The 17,196-nt window shown below is 72.1% G+C and carries 19 protein-coding genes; 9 read left to right on the forward strand and 10 right to left on the reverse strand.

Going from position 1 to position 17,196, the window contains the following annotated elements:
- Window positions 1-345: 345 nt before the first annotated feature.
- On the forward strand, window positions 346-546 hold the full coding sequence (locus JNW91_RS21335; protein WP_203177268.1) for a hypothetical protein: 201 nt from the start codon (window positions 346-348) through the stop codon (window positions 544-546).
- Window positions 547-653: 107 nt separating this feature from the next.
- Here JNW91_RS21335 and JNW91_RS21340 read toward each other — a convergent pair whose 3' ends face one another.
- From JNW91_RS21340 to JNW91_RS21355, 4 genes are read right to left on the reverse strand one after another with little or no spacing between them, the layout of a single operon-like run.
- Window positions 654-1,097: an RrF2 family transcriptional regulator gene (locus JNW91_RS21340; protein ID WP_203177269.1), complete on the reverse strand. Its 444-nt coding sequence runs from the start codon at window positions 1,095-1,097 to the stop codon at window positions 654-656.
- Between the two features lies 1 nt (window position 1,098).
- Window positions 1,099-1,983 carry an ABC transporter permease gene (locus JNW91_RS21345; protein WP_203177270.1) on the reverse strand — a complete coding sequence of 295 codons (885 nt, stop codon included), beginning with the start codon at window positions 1,981-1,983 and terminating at the stop codon, window positions 1,099-1,101.
- Window positions 1,973-2,752: an ABC transporter ATP-binding protein gene (locus JNW91_RS21350; RefSeq protein ID WP_203177271.1), complete on the reverse strand. Its 780-nt coding sequence runs from the start codon at window positions 2,750-2,752 to the stop codon at window positions 1,973-1,975. Before JNW91_RS21350 ends, JNW91_RS21345 begins: the two co-directional genes overlap by 11 nt.
- Window positions 2,749-3,813, reverse strand: a complete 1,065-nt coding sequence (locus JNW91_RS21355) for an ABC transporter substrate-binding protein (RefSeq protein ID WP_203177272.1) — start codon at window positions 3,811-3,813, stop codon at window positions 2,749-2,751. The genes JNW91_RS21350 and JNW91_RS21355 overlap by 4 nt, the downstream gene beginning before the upstream one ends.
- A 155-nt stretch (window positions 3,814-3,968) precedes the next feature.
- On the opposite strand from JNW91_RS21355, the gene JNW91_RS21360 reads away from it, so the two are divergent.
- From JNW91_RS21360 to nudC, 4 genes are all read left to right on the forward strand, one after another.
- Entirely contained in the window at window positions 3,969-4,205 is a 237-nt protein-coding gene (locus JNW91_RS21360; protein ID WP_203177273.1) for a hypothetical protein, read from the forward strand.
- Window positions 4,206-4,274: 69 nt separating this feature from the next.
- The gene (locus JNW91_RS21365; RefSeq protein ID WP_203177274.1) at window positions 4,275-5,585 is read left to right on the forward strand and encodes a M16 family metallopeptidase; all 1,311 of its coding nucleotides are present in this window, start codon (window positions 4,275-4,277) and stop codon (window positions 5,583-5,585) included.
- Window positions 5,582-6,925 (forward strand): M16 family metallopeptidase, encoded by a 1,344-nt coding sequence (locus JNW91_RS21370; RefSeq protein ID WP_203177275.1) that lies wholly within the window; start codon window positions 5,582-5,584, stop codon window positions 6,923-6,925. The genes JNW91_RS21365 and JNW91_RS21370 overlap by 4 nt, the downstream gene beginning before the upstream one ends.
- Window positions 6,926-6,959: 34 nt before the next feature.
- On the forward strand, window positions 6,960-7,919 hold the full coding sequence (nudC, locus tag JNW91_RS21375; RefSeq protein ID WP_203177276.1) for an NAD(+) diphosphatase: 960 nt from the start codon (window positions 6,960-6,962) through the stop codon (window positions 7,917-7,919).
- 123 nt (window positions 7,920-8,042) lie between these two features.
- On the opposite strand, the gene JNW91_RS21380 is transcribed toward nudC, so the two are convergent.
- From JNW91_RS21380 to JNW91_RS21390, 3 genes are all read right to left on the reverse strand, one after another.
- On the reverse strand, window positions 8,043-8,318 hold the full coding sequence (locus JNW91_RS21380; protein ID WP_203177277.1) for a hypothetical protein: 276 nt from the start codon (window positions 8,316-8,318) through the stop codon (window positions 8,043-8,045).
- Between the two features lie 214 nt (window positions 8,319-8,532).
- Window positions 8,533-8,772, reverse strand: a complete 240-nt coding sequence (locus JNW91_RS21385; protein WP_203177278.1) for a DUF397 domain-containing protein — start codon at window positions 8,770-8,772, stop codon at window positions 8,533-8,535.
- Window positions 8,773-8,845: 73 nt separating this feature from the next.
- A complete protein-coding gene (locus JNW91_RS21390) occupies window positions 8,846-9,826 on the reverse strand; it encodes a helix-turn-helix domain-containing protein (RefSeq protein WP_203177279.1) in 981 nt (326 codons plus the stop codon).
- A 70-nt stretch (window positions 9,827-9,896) separates the two neighbouring features.
- On the opposite strand from JNW91_RS21390, the gene JNW91_RS21395 reads away from it, so the two are divergent.
- Entirely contained in the window at window positions 9,897-11,339 is a 1,443-nt protein-coding gene (locus JNW91_RS21395; RefSeq protein ID WP_203177280.1) for an MFS transporter, read from the forward strand.
- A 67-nt stretch (window positions 11,340-11,406) separates the two neighbouring features.
- Here JNW91_RS21395 and JNW91_RS21400 read toward each other — a convergent pair whose 3' ends face one another.
- Window positions 11,407-11,649, reverse strand: a complete 243-nt coding sequence (locus tag JNW91_RS21400; protein ID WP_203177281.1) for a mycoredoxin — start codon at window positions 11,647-11,649, stop codon at window positions 11,407-11,409.
- A gap of 91 nt (window positions 11,650-11,740) precedes the next feature.
- Between JNW91_RS21400 and JNW91_RS21405 the strand changes: the two genes are divergently transcribed.
- From JNW91_RS21405 to JNW91_RS21415, 3 genes are all read left to right on the forward strand, one after another.
- Window positions 11,741-13,906, forward strand: coding sequence for an ATP-dependent DNA helicase UvrD2 (locus JNW91_RS21405; protein WP_203177282.1), 2,166 nt, complete (start codon window positions 11,741-11,743; stop codon window positions 13,904-13,906).
- A 122-nt stretch (window positions 13,907-14,028) separates the two neighbouring features.
- A complete protein-coding gene (locus JNW91_RS21410) occupies window positions 14,029-14,277 on the forward strand; it encodes a hypothetical protein (protein ID WP_203177283.1) in 249 nt (82 codons plus the stop codon).
- Between the two features lie 130 nt (window positions 14,278-14,407).
- Window positions 14,408-14,773 carry a WhiB family transcriptional regulator gene (locus JNW91_RS21415; RefSeq protein WP_203177284.1) on the forward strand — a complete coding sequence of 122 codons (366 nt, stop codon included), beginning with the start codon at window positions 14,408-14,410 and terminating at the stop codon, window positions 14,771-14,773.
- Between the two features lie 320 nt (window positions 14,774-15,093).
- On the opposite strand, the gene JNW91_RS21420 is transcribed toward JNW91_RS21415, so the two are convergent.
- Entirely contained in the window at window positions 15,094-16,440 is a 1,347-nt protein-coding gene (locus JNW91_RS21420) for an ABC1 kinase family protein (protein WP_203177285.1), read from the reverse strand.
- Window positions 16,437-17,196: TOMM precursor leader peptide-binding protein (locus JNW91_RS21425; RefSeq protein ID WP_203177286.1), on the reverse strand; the 760-nt coding region annotated here is incomplete at its 5' end. The genes JNW91_RS21425 and JNW91_RS21420, both read right to left, overlap by 4 nt.

The raw sequence follows: 17,196 nt of genomic DNA on the forward strand, positions 1-17,196 counted from the left end.
GGCGCCGGCTGGTCGGGTACGCACCTCCGGTGGCTTGGTCGCCGACGGTGGCGCTCGGCCGGCGCACCGGGCGTCGGGCCGGTCCCGCCGTCCGCGCCGCCCCCGCACCGTCTGATCTCCCGCGCACGCGACCGACCCGCTCCGCTTCGGCTGGGCGGGTCGGTTTCGTCTGCGGGATCGCCCGGATCCGCCGTCGCGTCCGGCCGGGCGCGACGGTCGGGCCGGCTCCTCTGGGTCGGCAATCAGCCTTGCCTCGGTCGGCTGGCCGACTGCGTCCGCGCGGCATGTGGTCGAAGCTGGCCAGCGGGGGAGCCGGGCGGGGGGCCCGGCACGGGAGGGGTGACCATGGCGGGCAAGGCCGGCTCTGGGGCGCTGCGCGAACTGATCCTGGTGGTCGCGGTCGCACTCGCCGGGTTGTTGCTCGCCATGGTTGCGGCCTTCGCGCCCTGGCATGCCACCCCGGCGGGCAACGCTCCCGCCGGTCTGGTGGAGCTGCGCAGTCCCGGTGACCCGGGCTCCGGCCCGACGGTCACGCACGTGGGCTGAGCGGCGACCGGCTGACCGGTGCCGACGGAGGGGCAGGCCCGGTCAGGATCGGTACGAGGTGTGGTCGGGCCGGCGGGGCACCGGCCCGACCACACCGCCTCAGGTGTTCACGAGACGCTGCCGGCGTGGTCGGTCGGATCGCGGGTGAGCAGGTCGGTCAGGCTGGTGCTGTCGACCACCGTGGCGATCGCTCCGTGCACCGCCAGCCAGACGTCGGTGAGCCCGGCGGCGACCCCGTGGTAGCCGGCCCGCTCGGCCGGCAGGCCGCGCACGGTGGTGAGCGAGCCGCCGACCGCGCGCAGCACGTCCCCGACCGTGATCTCCGCGGCTGGTCGGGTCAACGCGTACCCACCCTCGGCGCCGCGGTGGCTGTGCAGCAGGCCGGCCCGGCGCAGGTCGAGCAGGATGCCCTGGAGGAAGCTGAGCGGGATCTCCTGCACCTCGGCCAGGCTGGCCGCCTTCACCAACTCGCCGCCACCGTCCTCGCCGCCACCGGCGGCGACGGCGAGCATGGCCCGGAGCGCATAGTCGCTGCGCGCGGAGACGTACACGTCACTGACCAGCCTGGTCCAGTACGCCCCAGCGGCGCCGGATCGCCTTGTCGGCCGCGCCGAACGCGGCGTCGACGACGAGGCCGAGCACCAGGATGACGATCATGGTGGAGAGCAGCCAGGGCGCGTCGGACAGTTCGCGGGAGTAGGTGAGTTGCGCGCCGAGCGAGGTCTGCGAGATGCCGACCACGATCAGCTCACCGGCCATCAGGCTGCGCCAGGAGAACGCCCAGCCCTGCTTGAGCCCGGCGACGATCGCGGGGAGGGCGGCCGGTGCGATGACGTACCGGTAGAGGTTGAGCCCTCGGGCGCCCAGGTTGCGTCCGGCGCGCAACAGCAGCGGTGGAACGTAGTCCACACCGGAGATCACCCCGTTGGCGATGGACGGTGCCGCGCCGAGCACCACCACGAAGAAGATCGCCTTCTCGCTCAGCTCGAACAGCAGGATGGCCAGCGGGAACCAGGCGATCGACGGCATGGTCTGCAACGCGGTGATCATCGAGCCGATGGCGGCCCGGAGCACCGTCGACCGGGCCACCGCGAGGCCCAGCAGCAGGCCGACCGCGACGGAGAAGACGTATCCGACGGCGGCTCGGCGCAGCGTGGTGAGCAGACCCTCCCACAGCTGCGGACCCTGGGCCTGGCCCACCAGCTCGCGGCCGACCTCCAGCGGCCCCGGCAGCGAGTACGGCGGTTTCCAACCCGACCAGACGACCAGCTGCCAGGCGGCGATCGCGATGGCCAGCGCGGCGAGTTTGGGCCAGGTGCCGGCCCAGATCCGGGCGCCCCGGGAGACCTCCTTGTCCCGGCCGGCGATCTCCAGGGCGTCGAGGCCGGAGATCTGCGCGTCGGTACGCGTCGAGCTGGTGAGGGTGTCACTGGCCATGGCGGCCCACCTCCGTACGGAGCCGCTCGGTGACCTCGGCGGCGATGGCGGCGACCTCGGGGGAGTCGATCCGTCGCGGGCGTGGGATGTCCACCTCGGCGGAGTAGATGATCCGGCCGGGGCGGCTGGAGAGCAGGATGATCCGGTCGGCCAGCCGGGCGGCCTCGCGGACGTTGTGGGTGACGAAGAGCACCGAGAGTTTGCGCTCGGACCAGATCCGTTCCAGCTCGTCGTGGAGGATGTCGCGGGTCATCGCGTCCAGCGCGCCGAACGGCTCGTCCATCAGCAGCACCGGGGTGTCGAGGGCCAGGGTGCGGGCGAGCGCGACCCGCTGCCGCATCCCGCCGGAGAGTTCGTGCGGGCGTTTGCGGCCGAACTCGCCCAGGTGCACCGTGCGCAGCAGCTCGGCGACCCGTTCACGCCGTTCGGCCCGGGGGAGTCCGCGTAGCTTGAGCGGGACCTCCACGTTCGCCTCGACGGTCAGCCAGGGAAACAGCGCCGGCTCCTGGAACATCAGCCCGGGGTTGGCGCCGCCGGCCAGGCCGATCTGTCCGCCGCTGGGCCGGTCCAGCCCGGCGACCAGGTTGAGCAGGGTGCTCTTGCCGCAGCCGGAGGCGCCGACCAGGCAGACGAACTCGCCCGGCGCGACGTCCAGGGACACCCCGTCCAAGGCCAGTACGGCGTTCGCTCCGCGTCCGTACACCTTGGTCACGCCGGCGAGCGCGACCGCGGTGGTGGTGCTCTGCGGCGTCGTCGTGGTCGACGTCATGGCTGGGTGACCTCGGGCTTGCCGGCCGCCTTGAGCGCGGTGTTGAGGTACGTGAGGTCGTACAGGCCCCTGAGGTCGACCGGTTCGGTCAGACCCACCTCGACGGCGTGGTCGAGGCCGGCCTTGAGCGAGGTGGGGATCGGGTCGTTGGTGAACTCCAACGTCGGCCACGCCTGCTTGATCAGCTTCAGGTCCAGCGGCTTGCCGGTGATTTTGCCGATCGCGTCGGAGATCGCCTGCTGGGCCTCGTCGGGCTTGCTGTTGACGAACTCGTTCGCGGCCACCTGGCCGTCGACCAGCTTCTGTACCACGTCCGGGTGCGCCTTGAGGAACTTCGTGCTGACCAGCAGGTTGGTGATGACGAACTTCCGGTCCGGCCACAGGTCGCGTTCGTCGACGAGCACCTTGCCGCCGGCGTTGACCAGGCGGGACACGAACGGCTCGGGCACCCAGGCGCCGTCGATCGCACCGCTGTTGAACGTCTCCACGGTCTGGGCGTTCTCCTGCGGGACGATCTTGACGTCGCCGCCACCCTCCTTGTTGGTGGTGAGTCCCTGCTGCTTGAGCCAGTAGCGAATCGCCACGTCCTGGGTGTTGCCCAGCTGCGGAGTGGCGACCTTCTTGCCCTTCAGGTCCTGCGGGGCGTTGATGCCCGGCTTGACCACCAGGGCCACGCCGCCGGACGCCGCGCCGGAGATCACCCGGACCGCCTCGCCGTTGGACTTGGAGAACGCGTTCACGGTCGGGTTCGGGCCGATGTAGGTGGCGTCCAGCGCACCGGAGAAGACGGCCTCGATGGCGGCCGGGCCGGCGTTGAAGGTCTTCGGGTCCAGCTTCACGTTGGTGCCGAGCTTGTCGGCGAAGATGCCCTTCTCGACACCGACGACGGCCGGAGCGTGGGTGATGTTGGGGAAGTATCCGAGGCGCAGCGTCACCGGGCCGGAGCTGCCGCCCGCGCCCTCGCTGTCGTCGCCGCACGCGGCGGTGCTGCCCAGGGTTGCCGCGCCGAGGGCGGCGAGAGTGGCCAGGGTGACCAACCGGCGCAGAGGGAGCCGACTCATCGTCCATCCAATCCGCAGTATTCCTACTTAGTTGGTAGGAAGAGTCGGTCAGCCTGCGACCAGCGTCAAGCGCCATCCACATGCCGGGACGGCGCGTCTCAGTTATGTCGGTATTTCCTACCGTGTTGCTAGGACAACCGACGCTCGGTGACCGGTTGAGAGGTGATTCCGGCACGCACTACCGCGTCGACGGTGGTGGCCTGGCCACGCCGCTGGCCGAGCCACCGCCCACCTGTGCGCGAGGGCACCGGCGCCGCGCTCGTCGGCAGCTACGCCGAGGGCGCGGCCGCATCGACGAGTACGCCGCGCTCGGCGTCGACGGGTTCGTCCTCTCCGGCTGGCCCCACCGCGAGCAGGCGGAGCGGGTCGGGCGGAGGTACTGCCGCTGGTGACCAATCCGGTGGTGCCTGCTCCGCGGAGGACGCCGGTGGCGCGAGTGCCGACGCGCTAGGGTCAGTCCCGTGGCGGCGCGGAGATCCAGAATTCCAGCGACGAAGTACCCGGTCGAGCGGTTCACCCTCGACAACGGCCTGCGGGTGGTGCTCACCCCCGATCGCAGTGCCCCGGTGATCGGGGTGGCGGTCGTCTACGACGTCGGCATCCGCTCCGAGCCGGAGGGGCGCACCGGCTTCGCCCACCTCTTCGAGCACCTGATGTTCCAGGGCTCGGAGAACCTGGAGAAGCTGGCCCACTTCCGGCACGTACAGGGCGCCGGCGGGACCTTCAACGGCTCCACCCACCTGGACTACACCGACTACTTCGAGACGCTGCCGAGCAACGCGCTGGAACGCGCGCTGTTCCTGGAGGCCGACCGGATGCGCGGACCCCGACTGACCGAGGAGAACCTGCGCAACCAGGTCGACGTGGTCAAGGAGGAGATCCGGGTCAACGTGCTCAACCGGCCGTACGGCGGTTTTCCCTGGCTCACCCTGCCGCCGGTCATCTTCGACACCTTCCCCAACGCGCACGACGGCTACGGCTCCTTCGACGACCTGGAATCGGCGACCGTCGCCGACGCCGCCGACTTCTTCCGCCGCTACTACGCCAGCGGCAACGCGGTCCTCGCCGTCAGCGGCGACATCGACGTGGCCGAGGCCACCGAGCTGGTCACCCGACACTTCGGCGACGTGCCGGCCCGCCCCGCGCCGAAACGACCTGACTTCACCGAGCCCGACCTGACCGCCGAGCGGCGCACCTCGTACACCGACAAGCTCGCACCGCTGCCGGCGGTGGCCGGGGCCTGGCGGGTGCCGGACCCGACCACCGACTTCACCGGCTACCTGGCGTACGTGGTGCTCGCCGAGGTGCTCACCGACGGCGACGCGTCGCGGCTCGTCGAACGGCTCGTCCAGCGCGACCGCTCGGTGACCAGCCTCAGCGGTTACCTCGGTTTCATGGGTGACCCGTTCGACGTGCGGGACCCCACCGCGCTGCTGCTCCAGGCGCACCTGCCGCCCGGCGGCGACGTGGACAAGGTGCTGCGCACCGTCGACGAGGAACTCGACCGACTGGCCACCGACGGCCTGACCGACGGCGAGCTGGCCCGTACCCAGGCCCGGATGGCGACCCACCTGCTGCGCGAAACCGACGCGGTGCTCGGCCGGGCGCTGCGAATGGCCGTACTGGAACAGCAACGCGGCGAGCCGGGCCTGCTCAACGACCTACCGAGGCTGGTCGGCGAGGTCACCGAGGAGCAGGTCCAGGCAGCCGCGGCCACCCTGCGCCCGGAGCGCCGCGCCGCGATCGAGGTCATCGCCGGAGGTGCCCGATGACGACCACCGTCCCGACCGGACCGCGTACGCTGCCTCCGCTCGGTCCCACCCGCAAGCTCAAGGTGCCCAAGCAGGTCGAACGCACGCTTCGCAACGGCCTCACCGTGATCGCGGTACGCCGGCCCGCCGTACCCCTGGTCGAGCTGCGTCTGTGGATCCCGTTCGGCCGGGCCAACCTGGCCCGCGGCGCGATGCTCTCGCAGACCATGCTCTCCGGCACCGAGTCGATGACCAGCGTGCAGATCGCCGCCGAGTTGCAGAAGGTGGGCGGTGGGCTCGCCGCGGGCGTCGACCCGGACCGGCTGATGCTCTCCGGCGCCGGTCTGGTCACCGGCCTGGACCGGATGCTGGAGCTGCTGGCCGAGGTGCTGACCGGCGCCAGCTACCCGACCGACGAGGTGACCACCGAACGAGACCGGCTGGTCGACCATATCCAGGTGGCGCAGAGCCAGCCGGCGCACCTGGCCCGCGAGGCGCTGCTGAAGCGGATCTACGGCCGGCACCCGTACGCGACGCAGACGCCGGAGCCCGGCCAGATCCGCGCGGTCCGGCCGGCCGCGCTGCGCACCCTGCACGCCGATCGGGTGCACCCGACCGGCGCGCAGTTGGTGCTGGTCGGCGACGTGCAGCCGGAGAAGGCCCTGGACGCGGCCGAGCGGGCGCTCGGCGGGTGGTCGGGCGCCGGTCGTACCGCCGAGCTGCCGCCGACACCGCCGCTGGAGCCGGGGCCGTTGCTGCTGGTCGACCGGCCCGGTTCGGTGCAGTCCTCGCTGCGCGTCGCGTTGCCGGCCGTGCCGCGTACCGACCCCGACCATGCCCCGCTGCAACTGGCCAACCTGATCTTCGGCGGCTATTTCTCCTCACGCTGGGTGGAGAACATCCGCGAGGACAAGGGCTACACGTACGGGCCGCACTCGGTGATCGAGCATTCGGTGGCCGGGTCGGTGCTGGTCGCCGCCGCCGAGGTGGCCACCGAGGTCACCGGCCCGGCGTTGCTGGAGACGACCTACGAGCTGGGCCGGCTGGCGTCGCTGCCGCCGAAGCCCGAGGAACTGGAACAGGCCCGCCAGTACGCCCTCGGCACCCTTCAGCTCGGCATGTCCACCCAGGCCGGGCTTGCCGCGCTCACCAGCGCGTACGCCGGCAACGGGCTGCGTCTGGACTTCCTCGCCGAGCACGCGGCGAGGTTGGCGAAGGCGAGCGTCGACGACGTCGCCGCGGTGGCGGCCCGCTACCTGGCGCCGGCCCGGGCCGCGGTCGTGGTGCTCGGCGACGCCGAGCGGGTCGCCCCGGGCCTGGCCGCGCTGACCACGATCCGTACCGAGTCGGTGCAGCCGTGAGTCGAACGGTGACATCCGCTGGAGAGGTCGCACCATGAGCGGGGAGACGGCGCCACCGTTGGCCCGGTCGACGCTCGACCGCGCCGCGCACCGGCGGGGTGACTCGCAGTGGCTGACCGAGGCGTGGTTGCGGGCGCGGGTGCTCCTGCTCGACTCGACCGACGACGGGCGGACGCTGGCACGCGCCGACGCGTCCCCTCCGGCGCTGGTGCTGTTCGGCGCGGCGGACGTGCCGGCCGGGTCCGAGTCGATGGCGATGTTCCTCGGTGTCGAGCCGGACGGGGTGCCGGTCTTCGCGGTCGACGCGCCGCTGCCGGTGTTGCCGGGCACCCGGCCGGTCAACCTGCGCGAGGTGGGGCACCTGCTGGCCGACCGGGAGGCCGGCATCTTCACCACCGCGTTGGCGCTGGTGAACTGGCACACCCGGCACGGCTACTCGGCGAGCACCGGTGCGCCGACGGCGATGGACGAGGCTGGTTGGTCCCGGGTGGACCGTAACGGCGGGCGGATCTGGCCGCGTACCGATCCGGCGATGATCGTGCTGGTGCACGACGGGGTCGACGGCCCGGACGGGCGCTGCCTGCTCGGCAACAACGCCGGCTGGCCGGGCACCCCGGGTGGTCGGCGGTACTCGTGTCTGGCTGGCTACGTGGAGCCGGGGGAGTCGGCGGAGGCCGCCGTGCTGCGCGAGGTCCGCGAGGAGGTGGGCATCGGGGTCGAGCGGGTCGGGTACGTGGGCAGCCAGGCGTGGCCGTTCCCCGGCTCGCTGATGCTGGGCTTCCTGGCCACCGCCGACCCGGCGGATCCGGTCCAGGTCGATCCGTCGGAGATCGCGTACGCCCGGTGGTTCTCCCGCCAGGAGATCGGGGCGGCGCTGGCCGGGCGGACCGTGGACACGGGCGACGGGGCCCGGCTGATCCTGCCGCCGCCGTCGTCGATCGCGTTGTTCCTCATCCACCGCTGGCTGGACGGTTGGGTGGACGGCGACCGGTGAGCACGGTCCCGGCCCGTGGCCGCCGTTGCCGCGGCGGTCACGGGCCGGGAACACGGGCCGTCGTGGTCGGAGGCGAGGAACGCGGCGGGGGTGCCGGTCCGACCACGACGGACGTCTGGTGGGTCAGGGGCCGGTGCGGCCCGGTCTGTGTCGGAAGGCGGGTCGGGGCTCGTTGAGCGGCAGAACCTTGACCCGTTGTTTGCCGGCGCGTACCGCGCCGACCGTGGCGAGCGCCCGGGCCAGCAGCAGCGCCGCGTCCCGGTCCTCGGCGTGCACGATCTGCCGGCGCGGCTCAGGCTGGGTCGTCTCGTCGCGAAGGCGGTGGCCGTCCGCCCAGGCGGCGGCGATGTCCCCGTCGGCGACGGCGCGGATGTCGGTGCGAACGATCAGGAACCGCATGTGGGTCTCCGGATGAACCGCGACGGATGAGCCAATGTGGAAGTTCCACGTACTCGAGGGTCATGTTACGCCGCGTGTTCGTCCCAGCAACTGAAACGCGCCTATCGGTTTTTGCGCGTCGTCCGATCAACCGATGGCTGCTCACCGGGGTTGGCTGCGCGCACGGCGACGGGGCCGCCGGCGAAACGCCGACGGCCCCGTCCCGGTCACCGGATCAGTTCAGATCGAACTGGCCCTTCTTCGCTCCGGTGATGAAGCCGAGCCAGCCTGCCCGGTTGAACAGCAGTACCGGGCCGCCCCGGTCCTTGCTGTCGCGCAGCGCGACCGCGGACGGGCCGGTGCCCAGCGGGGCGACCTCGACGCAGTTCGAGGTCTGGCTGCGTGTGCTGGTACGCCACGGGGCGTCTGCCAACGAGTGCGCGGAGACGGACGGCGTGTTGCGGATGTTGTTCATGGTTCTGCTCCTGGTGTGAAGCGATCCGATGGGACGAGTGGTGCCGCACGCCCCGACGGAGGTCCCCCGTGGATCACCGGTCCGTCAGTCGCTCCGCCGCCCGGCGGCGTTGGGTCGGCGCCGTTGCCGGTCCGAACGCCACTGTGGATGGGGACGACACCTCGGTCAGCCGTCCCGACGCCTCGATCAGCCAGGAGAGGGTGTCCGAGGCGTCAAGCGCCGCCGTGCATAGCCACTCGAACACCACTTTATAGCGATTTAGTGTGATTGCCTCGGACGACATGACGTCGGTGAAGCCACCTTCGATGGCCAGCGTCTCCGGATCGAGCGGATCGGCGAACCGATAGAGGGAGAACGCGGTCGGCGGAAGGTACCAGTCGCCGATCTGGGTGTCCCGGAGCAGCACGTGCAGCGTCACGTTGGGCAACAGGGCCAGCTCGCAGAGCTGGAGCAACTGCTCGTGCAGCACCTCGGGTGGCCCGGCCCGGCGGCCGAGGGCCGCCTCCTCCAGGACGGCCGTGTAGCGCGGCGCGTCGTGCTCCCGGGTCAGCAACGACTGGCGGGCCAACCGCGCCTGCACCTCGGTCTCGGGCTCGTCACCGGGCTCCGGTTCACCCGCGCCCGCGCCAACCTGACGGGCCGAGACGATCCGGACCTGGGCGTACCCGGGGGTCTGCAACAGCCCGGGCACCAGCACCGGGTTGTACTCGGAGATCTCGGCGCAGCCCGCCTCCAGCTCCGCCCAGCTGCGCTGCTGCAGCGTCATCACCGGGAAGTTCTTCAGCCAGTTCCGCATGTCACCGGCCGCGCCGGTGATTCCGAGCAACTCCTCGCGCAGCGCCGCGTCGGCGCCGTAGAGGTCGAGCAGGACGCCCACGTCCTGCGGGTCCGGACGGCTGCGGCCGTTCTCCAGTCGGGACAGTTTGGACGCGGAGGCCCAACCGATCCGCTCGATGACCTGGTCACCGGTCAGGCCTGCGGCCTCACGCAGGCGGCGCAGCTCGACGCCCAACCGGCGACGACGCATGATCGGGCTGGGTGCGGCAGGAGGCACGGTGTCCTCTTTCCCGTCGACCGACGCAGACGCGACGGTAACTGTATGAAATTCGCCCCCCACGGTCAGTATGGACGGCGCGACCGGCGTCGGAGGTTCCGGCGGGGGCGTGTCTTGCGAAAAATGGACCACGGGTACGCCGGAGCACGACGGACCCCTGGTCGCGGCCCCGTCGACCCCGCCAACCCCGGGCGCGCCATCCCGCCGGAGGGATTCCATGCGCACCGTCCTGCGCCGACCCGACTTCCGCCTGCTCTTCGGCGGGCTGCTGGCCAGCATGACCGCGGAGTCGATCCTGCTGCTCGCGCTCGCCATCTGGGTCAAGGACCTCACCGGCTCCGACGGGCTCGCCGGCGCCACGATCTTCGCCGTCATCGCGCCGATGACCCTGGCACCCCTGATCGGCTGGTTCGTCGACCGCTACCCGCGCCGACCCTTCTTCATGGCCGCGAACCTGGTCACCGCGGTGCTGCTCACCCCGCTGTTCACCGTCCGGGACGCCGGCGACGTCTGGCTCGTCTACCTGGTGGCCACCCTGTACGGCCTGTCGTACATCACGCTCAGCGCGGCGCTCAGCGGGCTGATCCGGCAACTGGTGCCGGTGGAGCTGCTGGCTGAGGCGAACGGCGTGCTGCAGACCGTACGCCAGGGGCTGCGGCTGATCGGCCCGCTGGCCGGAGCGGCGCTCTACGCGGCGGTCGGCGGTTGGGCCCTGGCCGGGATCGGCATGGTCGGCTTCCTGACCGCGGCGGCGGTGGTGCGCGCGCTGCCCACCCCGCGGCCCCCGCCGCCGATGGTGCGCCTGCGCTGGCCGGCCGAGCTGGGCGCCGGGCTGCGGCACCTGGCCGGCGAACCGGCCCTGCGCCGGGCCCTGTTCGGGTACGGGTTGGGCTCGCTGGTGATGGGCTTCAGCGAGTCGCTCATCTTCGCCTACGTCGACCAGGGACTGGACCGCGACGCCGCGTTCGTGGGCGTGCTGGTCACCGTGCAGGGCGTGGGTGGACTGCTGGGCGGGCTCTGCTCGCCGGCGCTGGTCCGCCGACTCGGTGAGGTCGGCACGCTGGCCACCGGGGTCGCCCTCTTCGGGCCCGCCGCGCTCGCGCTCGCGTACCCCGATCTCCGCCTCGGGTTCGCGGCGGTGCTGCTGGCCGGCCTGTCGCTTCCGCTGACCATGGTGGGCCTGCACACCCTGATCCAGCGGCGTACCCCACCCATGCTGGTCGGCCGGGTCGCCGCAGCCACCCAGGCGGTCATCAGCGGCCCGCAGGCGTTCTCCATCGGCGCGGGCGCCCTGCTCGTCGGCCTCCTGGACTACCGGGTGTTGTTCGCGCTGGTCGGGGCGGCCACCCTCGTCGCCGGCGGCTACCTGTGGCGCGGCCGGCACCTGAGCGCGCCGGCGGGCGGCCGGCCACCCACACCGCCGACCCGTCCCACCCTGCCGGCGCCCCGACGCCCGGCCGAGGACGCCGACGAGCCGGTGGCCACCGGCATCCGTCGACCACCACCGCCCTGACGGATACCGGACACGACGAGCGGCCGCCCCGAATGGGACGGCCGCTCGTCGAGGATGACCCGGCCGGTCAGGCGGTGAGGGTCGCCAGGTGCTGCTTGACCTGGGTGATCGAGGGGTTGGTCAGGGCGCTGTCGTCGGCGAAGCGCAGCGTCGGCACCGTCTGGTTACCGCCGTTGACACTCATCACGAACTCCGCGGCCTCCGGGTCCTGCTCGATGTCGACCACCTCGTACCCGATGCCCTCCCGGTCGAGCTGCGACTTCAGCCGGTGGCAGTAGCCGCACCAGGGGGTGGAATACATCGTCAGCATGGTCGGATCCTCCAACTCCTCACCGCCGGCTTGCGGATCAAGCCGAGGCTGTTCGCTGCAACGTCCGGAGGAGCTGAGATGATTCCTGGTTGTGGTGGTTCACTCAGCGTCGGAACAGGTGCTCGCCGGGCTGGACCCGGAGCAACGCTCCGCGGTGACCGCACCCGCCGGCCCGGTCTGCATCCTTGCCGGCGCCGGCACCGGCAAGACACGCGCGATCACCTCCCGGATCGCCCACCGGGCGCTCTCCGGCGAGATCTCCCCCCGGCACGTGCTCGCGGTCACCTTCACCGCCCGGGCCGCCGCCGAGATGCGACACCGGATCTCGCTGCTCGGAGTGAAGGGCGTGCAGGCGCGGACGTTCCACGCGGCCGCGCTGCGCCAGGTCCGGTACTTCGCTCCCCGGCTGCTGGCCGGTCGGGCCATGCCCGAGCTGTTGGACAGCAAGGTGCGGCTGGTCACCCTCGCCGCCGCCCGGGTCGGCCTGCGTACCGACCGGGCCGCCGCCCGGGACCTGGCCGGTGAGATCGAATGGGCGAAGTCGTCGCTTGTCGAACCGGGGGACTACGTGGTGGCGGCGGCCCGCGCACTGCGGGACACGCCGCACGAGCCGGCGAAGGTGGCCGACGTGTTCACCGCGTACGAGCAGCTCAAGCGCTCCAACGGCGTGATCGACTTCGAGGACATGCTGCGTGCCGCGGTGTGGGGCATCGAGGAGCACCCGGACGTCGCCGAGCAGGTCCGCGGTCAGTACCGGCACTTCGTGGTCGACGAGTACCAGGACGTCAACCCGCTCCAGCAGCGGCTGCTCGACGCCTGGCTGGGCGGCCGCACCGACCTCACCGTGGTCGGCGACGCCAGCCAGACGATCTACTCGTTCACCGGTGCCACCTCGGCGTACCTGGTCGACTTCCCGCGCCGGCACCGGAACGCCACAGTGGTCCGGCTGGTCCGCGACTACCGCTCCACCCCGCAGGTGGTCGGGCTGGCCAACGCGGTGATCTCCCAGGCCCGGGGCACCGAGGCGCGGCTGCGGCTGGAGCTGAGCGGTCAACGCCCGCCCGGCCCCGAGCCCGATCTGCGGATCTTCACCGACGAGCCGGCCGAGGCGAACGCCGTCGCGGCCCGCTGCCGGTCGCTCATCGACGCGGGCACGCCGGCGAAGGAGATCGCCGTGCTGTTCCGCACCAACGCGCAGTCCGAGGCGTACGAGAAGGCACTCACCGAGGCCGCCGTGCCGTACGTGGTGCAGGGCGCGGAGCGCTTCTTCGAGCGGGCCGAGGTGCGCCAGGCGATGATCGCCCTGCGCTCCGCCACCCGCTCGATCCCCGGGGAGACGCCGCTGCCGGTCGCCGTCGTCGAGGCGCTCACCGCGGTCGGGTGGGCCCCGGACGCGCCCCCGGCCGGCGGTGCCGCCCGCGAGCGCTGGGAGGCACTCGCCGCGCTGGTCCAGCTCGCCGAGGAGTACGCGGCCACCCCCGAGGTGGTGCCCATCGGCGAGGCCGCCGCGGTGGAGCGCCCGGTGACCCTGACCGACTTCACCGAGGAGTTGGCCAACCGCGCCGCCCAGCAGCACGTGCCGACCGTGGACGGGGTGACGCTCGCCTCGCTGCACTCGGCCAAGGGGCTGGAGTGGGACGCGGTCTTCCTGGTCGGCCTCGCCGAGGGCACCCTGCCCACCACGTACGCCAAGACCGTCGAGCAGGTCGAGGAGGAACGCCGGCTGCTCTACGTCGGGATCACCCGGGCCCGGCAGTGGCTCTGGCTGTCGTACGCCGCCGCGCGCTCGCCCGGCGGACGGGCCCGGCGGCCCTCGCGGTTCCTGCCGCAGCTGGACCGCTCGGGCGGCACCGAGCGGGCCGTCGGCGGCACCGGCCCGGCCCGCCGCCCCGAACGGCGGCGGACCCAGATCATGTCCTGCCGGGTCTGCGGCGCCACGCTGCTCGCCGGTCCGGACCGCAAGCTGGGTCGATGCCCCACCTGCCCGTCCGACATCGACGATGAGCTGCACGAACGGCTGCGTGAGTGGCGGCAGCGGGTGGCCGGGGCGCAGAAGGTCCCGGCGTACGTGGTCTTCACCGACGCCACGCTGACCGCGCTGGCCGAGCGGCGCCCCGGCCGACCGGAGGAGCTGATCGCCATCGCCGGCATCGGCCCGCGCAAGTTGGGCCTCTACGGGGAGTCGGTGCTGGCGCTCGTGGCGGGCGCGGGGGTGGACGACGTCTGCCCGGAGAAAACTTTCGAAATCCAGTCGTAAATTCGTTTGCCCTCGCCCCGGCGCGAGGAATAGCCTCAGGACACACCACGCGAGCGGCGCCATTCCGGCTGCTCACGGGGGTTGGTCCAGTCGATTCGAGGAACGTGAGGGAGGTGGCACCCGTGAAGATCTTCACCTATGAGCGTCTGGCGGCGATGCCGTCTGTCCACGCTCCGCTGTCGGCTGTCCGGGTGGCCCTCGCGGCCGCACGACCGTCGGTTCCGCAGGTGCACCAGGTTCAGGCCGAGCTGATCCTGGCCGTCGCGCCAACCGGAGTCGATGGGACCAGTGGCTTCACGGGCATGGGCATCCAGGGCGCCAAGAAGCGCACGAATGTCCGCGGCGTTCCACCTCGAGGTAGACCGGTCTGACCAACAGACTCCGGCTCACCTCGAGGCCGCGGAACCCGCTTACCGGGATCCGCGGCCTCAGTTTTTTGCCCCGCCGAAGTACGTCGGAATGCGATCCACGAGATCGAAGTGAGAGAGAGGTGACCGGGAGATGAGTCTGGCGTTGGCCCCCCTCGACCTGAGCGTCGAGATGGAGGCGAACCTGCCCTGCCGGAAGTTTGACCCCGACCTGTGGTTCTCCGACTCGCCTGCCGAGCTCGAGCTGGCCAAGTCGCTCTGCGGGGACTGCCCGCTGCGCGTCGAGTGCCTGGCCGGGGCGGTGGAGCGAGCGGAGCCGTGGGGTGTCTGGGGCGGCGAGATCTTCGAGCGTGGCGCGGTCGTCCCGCGTAAGCGGCCCCGTGGCCGTCCGCGCAAGGAGGACGTCGCCCGTGACGCCGAGCTTCGGGTCGAGGCCGAGGCGCGCCTGGCGGCCAGTGGGCTGTCCGAGGTGCGTGGCGCGGTCCGGCTGGCAGCCTGACATGTTCCCGATCCGTACCAACTACGCCGGTGTCACACCGGCAGCGAGTGAGAAGACGATGCTGAACGTCCCGACTGGAGCCTTCGAGATGCAACTACTCCACGAAGCGTTGTCCCGGGCTCGAATGCGCCGGCCTCAGGCCGGTCGTACCACCACGAGCACTGAGGCAACCCGATCCGCCCGTACCGTCGCCATGAACAGCCGTAACCAGTCGGCGCGCGACCTGGGCGTTCTCTAGTACCAACCCGATGAGGAAGGGCGGTGCCGACCGGCACCCGCCCTTCCTGCGTGCTGAGGCCGACGTGCTGAGGCCGACGTGCTCAGGCGACCGGGGCGAAGCCGGGCAACCAGCGTTCCAGGATGCTCCGGTACGGGGCCTTCGCCTCCAACTGGCAGAGCACCCCGATCGATCCGAGCGTCACCCGGTGGATGAGCAGGTACGACGGCGGCAGGTTGAGTTGCCGGCTCAGCTGGTACGTGGGGGAGCGGGGGCTGGCCAGTCGGGCCGCCTCACCGCGCAGCCACGCTCGGGTGAAGCGGAAGCCGTCGGTGGCGATGGGCTCCAGCATCGGGCGGATGAAGTCGAGCACCCCTTCGGCGTCGATGTCGTCGGTGGCGCCGATGAAGCCCTCCGACCGCAGTCCCGCCACCACCCCGGCGGCGTCGTTGCGCAGGGCGAGCGCGGCGATGCGGCCGATCGGCTCCGGCGTGCCGTCCGGCATCCGGGCCACCGCGCCGAAGTCGATCACCCCGAGCCGGCCGTCGGGCAGCAGCCGGAAATTGCCCGGGTGCGGGTCGGCGTGCAGCAGCCCGGCCCGCTGCGGCGCGGAGAGGTGCAGGGTGGCCATCAGCCGACCCGCCTCGTCCCGCTGCTCCTCGGTGCCCTCCCGGATGATGTCGGCCAGCGGCGTGCCCGTCACCCACTCGGTGACCAGCACCCGGGGCGCCGAGTTGACGACCGCCGGGATGTAGATCTCCGGGTCGTCGGCGTACGCGGCCGCGAAGGCGCGCTGTGACTCGGCCTCCAGCTCGTAGTCCAGCTCCTCGGTGATCCGTTCGCGGAGTTCCACCAGGAGCGGCTTGACGTCCAGACCGGGCTGGATGGCCCGGAACATGCCACCCAGCCGGGAGAGCTGCTTGAGGTCGGCGAGCAGCGCGTCGCCGGCGCCCGGATACTGGATCTTGACAGCCACGTCGCGGCTGTTCGGCGCCCCCGAGGCGTCGTTGCCCGGTTCCCGCCACCGCGCCCGGTGCACCTGGCCGATGCTGGCCGCGGCGGCCGGGGTGTCGTTGAACTCGACGAACCGGTCCCGCCAGTTCGGGCCGAGCTGCTCGGCCAGCACCTTGTGCACGTTGGCGGCCGGCAGTGGCGGCGCCGCCTCCTGGAGCTTGGTCAACGCCTGGCGGTACGGCGCGGCGATCTCCTCCGGAAGGGCCGCCTCGAAGACCGACAGCGCCTGACCGAACTTCATCGCACCGCCTTTGAGCTGGCCCAGGACGCTGAAGAGCTGCTCGGCGGTGCGCTGCTGGATCTCCGCGGAGATCACGTCGGAGGCGAGCCCGGTGACACGCTTTCCCATGCCGAGGACGGTCCGGCCGGCGAAGCCGAGCGGCAGAGCGGCGAGCTTGGCGGTCCGGGACACGGCCCGGCGCGGGATGTCGGTCACCCGGTCATTGTTACCGACCGGAGGGCCCCGCTGCTGCCGTGCGGCCGGGCTGGTGCACACACCCGGCGCTCTGAGCACCCGCACGCTGGATGTGGAGGCCAGCCCCGGCGACGGAACCGGCCGGCGCCGACGATCTCCATCGCGCCGCCGAGCGTCTCCGGACTACCGCCGTCGAGCTGCGCCAACGCCTCGGTGAGCGCGTACCCGGTCGCCGCGAGGAGCGTGCCGGTCGCGCCGGCGGGGGCCGGCGCGGCGGAGGCGAGTTGGGCAGCGAGCCGAGGCCAGGCCGGGTCGCGGTCGGCCCGGTGCAGCTCGACGCAGTGCAGGCAGGGCCCGGCAGGTGGTCGCACCAGCGGCCCGACGACCGGTACGCCCTCGCGCAGGGTGACCAGCAGGTGCGGCTGACGGCGCTGGGCGAGACCGGCGGCGAGCAGCGCGGGAGGACGGTCGGCGCCCAACTGGATCACCAGGTCGACGCGGGTGGCGCGGCCCGGGCGGGTGCCGGTGCCCGGTGCGACCCGATCGACCGCGGCCCGTACCGCCGGGGCCAGCGGACGGCCCAGCTCGGCGGCCGTGATGCCGGTGCCGACCAGGTCGACGGGACGTACCGGGCCGGTGAGGTGCGGGACCACCTGCCCGACGCCGGACTGGGCCAGCGCCACGGCCAGCGCCGCACCGAGCGCGCCGGTGCCGGTGAGCAGCACCCGGGCGGTTCGTCGGCGGCGCAGCACCTGCGCGGGGGTGCCGGGCAGCCGG

Origin of the sequence: Micromonospora parastrephiae (genome assembly GCF_016802865.1) — a bacterium.
Taxonomy (GTDB): Bacteria; Actinomycetota; Actinomycetes; order Mycobacteriales; family Micromonosporaceae; genus Micromonospora; species Micromonospora parastrephiae.

What these genes read in the sequence shown, in the direction of transcription:
- JNW91_RS21335 (WP_203177268.1), top strand. Translation starts at nt 346, where the DNA reads ATGGCGGGCAAGGCCGGCTCTGGGGCGCTGCGCGAACTGATCCTGGTG.
- nudC (WP_203177276.1), top strand. Translation starts at nt 6,960, where the DNA reads ATGAGCGGGGAGACGGCGCCACCGTTGGCCCGGTCGACGCTCGACCGC.
- JNW91_RS21370 (WP_203177275.1), top strand. Translation starts at nt 5,582, where the DNA reads ATGACGACCACCGTCCCGACCGGACCGCGTACGCTGCCTCCGCTCGGT.
- JNW91_RS21400 (WP_203177281.1), bottom strand. Translation starts at nt 11,649, where the DNA reads ATGCTGACGATGTATTCCACCCCCTGGTGCGGCTACTGCCACCGGCTG.
- JNW91_RS21380 (WP_203177277.1), bottom strand. Translation starts at nt 8,318, where the DNA reads ATGCGGTTCCTGATCGTTCGCACCGACATCCGCGCCGTCGCCGACGGG.
- JNW91_RS21385 (WP_203177278.1), bottom strand. Translation starts at nt 8,772, where the DNA reads ATGAACAACATCCGCAACACGCCGTCCGTCTCCGCGCACTCGTTGGCA.
- JNW91_RS21355 (WP_203177272.1), bottom strand. Translation starts at nt 3,813, where the DNA reads ATGAGTCGGCTCCCTCTGCGCCGGTTGGTCACCCTGGCCACTCTCGCC.
- JNW91_RS21345 (WP_203177270.1), bottom strand. Translation starts at nt 1,983, where the DNA reads ATGGCCAGTGACACCCTCACCAGCTCGACGCGTACCGACGCGCAGATC.
- JNW91_RS21395 (WP_203177280.1), top strand. Translation starts at nt 9,897, where the DNA reads ATGGACGGCGCGACCGGCGTCGGAGGTTCCGGCGGGGGCGTGTCTTGC.
- JNW91_RS21350 (WP_203177271.1), bottom strand. Translation starts at nt 2,752, where the DNA reads ATGACGTCGACCACGACGACGCCGCAGAGCACCACCACCGCGGTCGCG.
- JNW91_RS21415 (WP_203177284.1), top strand. Translation starts at nt 14,408, where the DNA reads ATGAGTCTGGCGTTGGCCCCCCTCGACCTGAGCGTCGAGATGGAGGCG.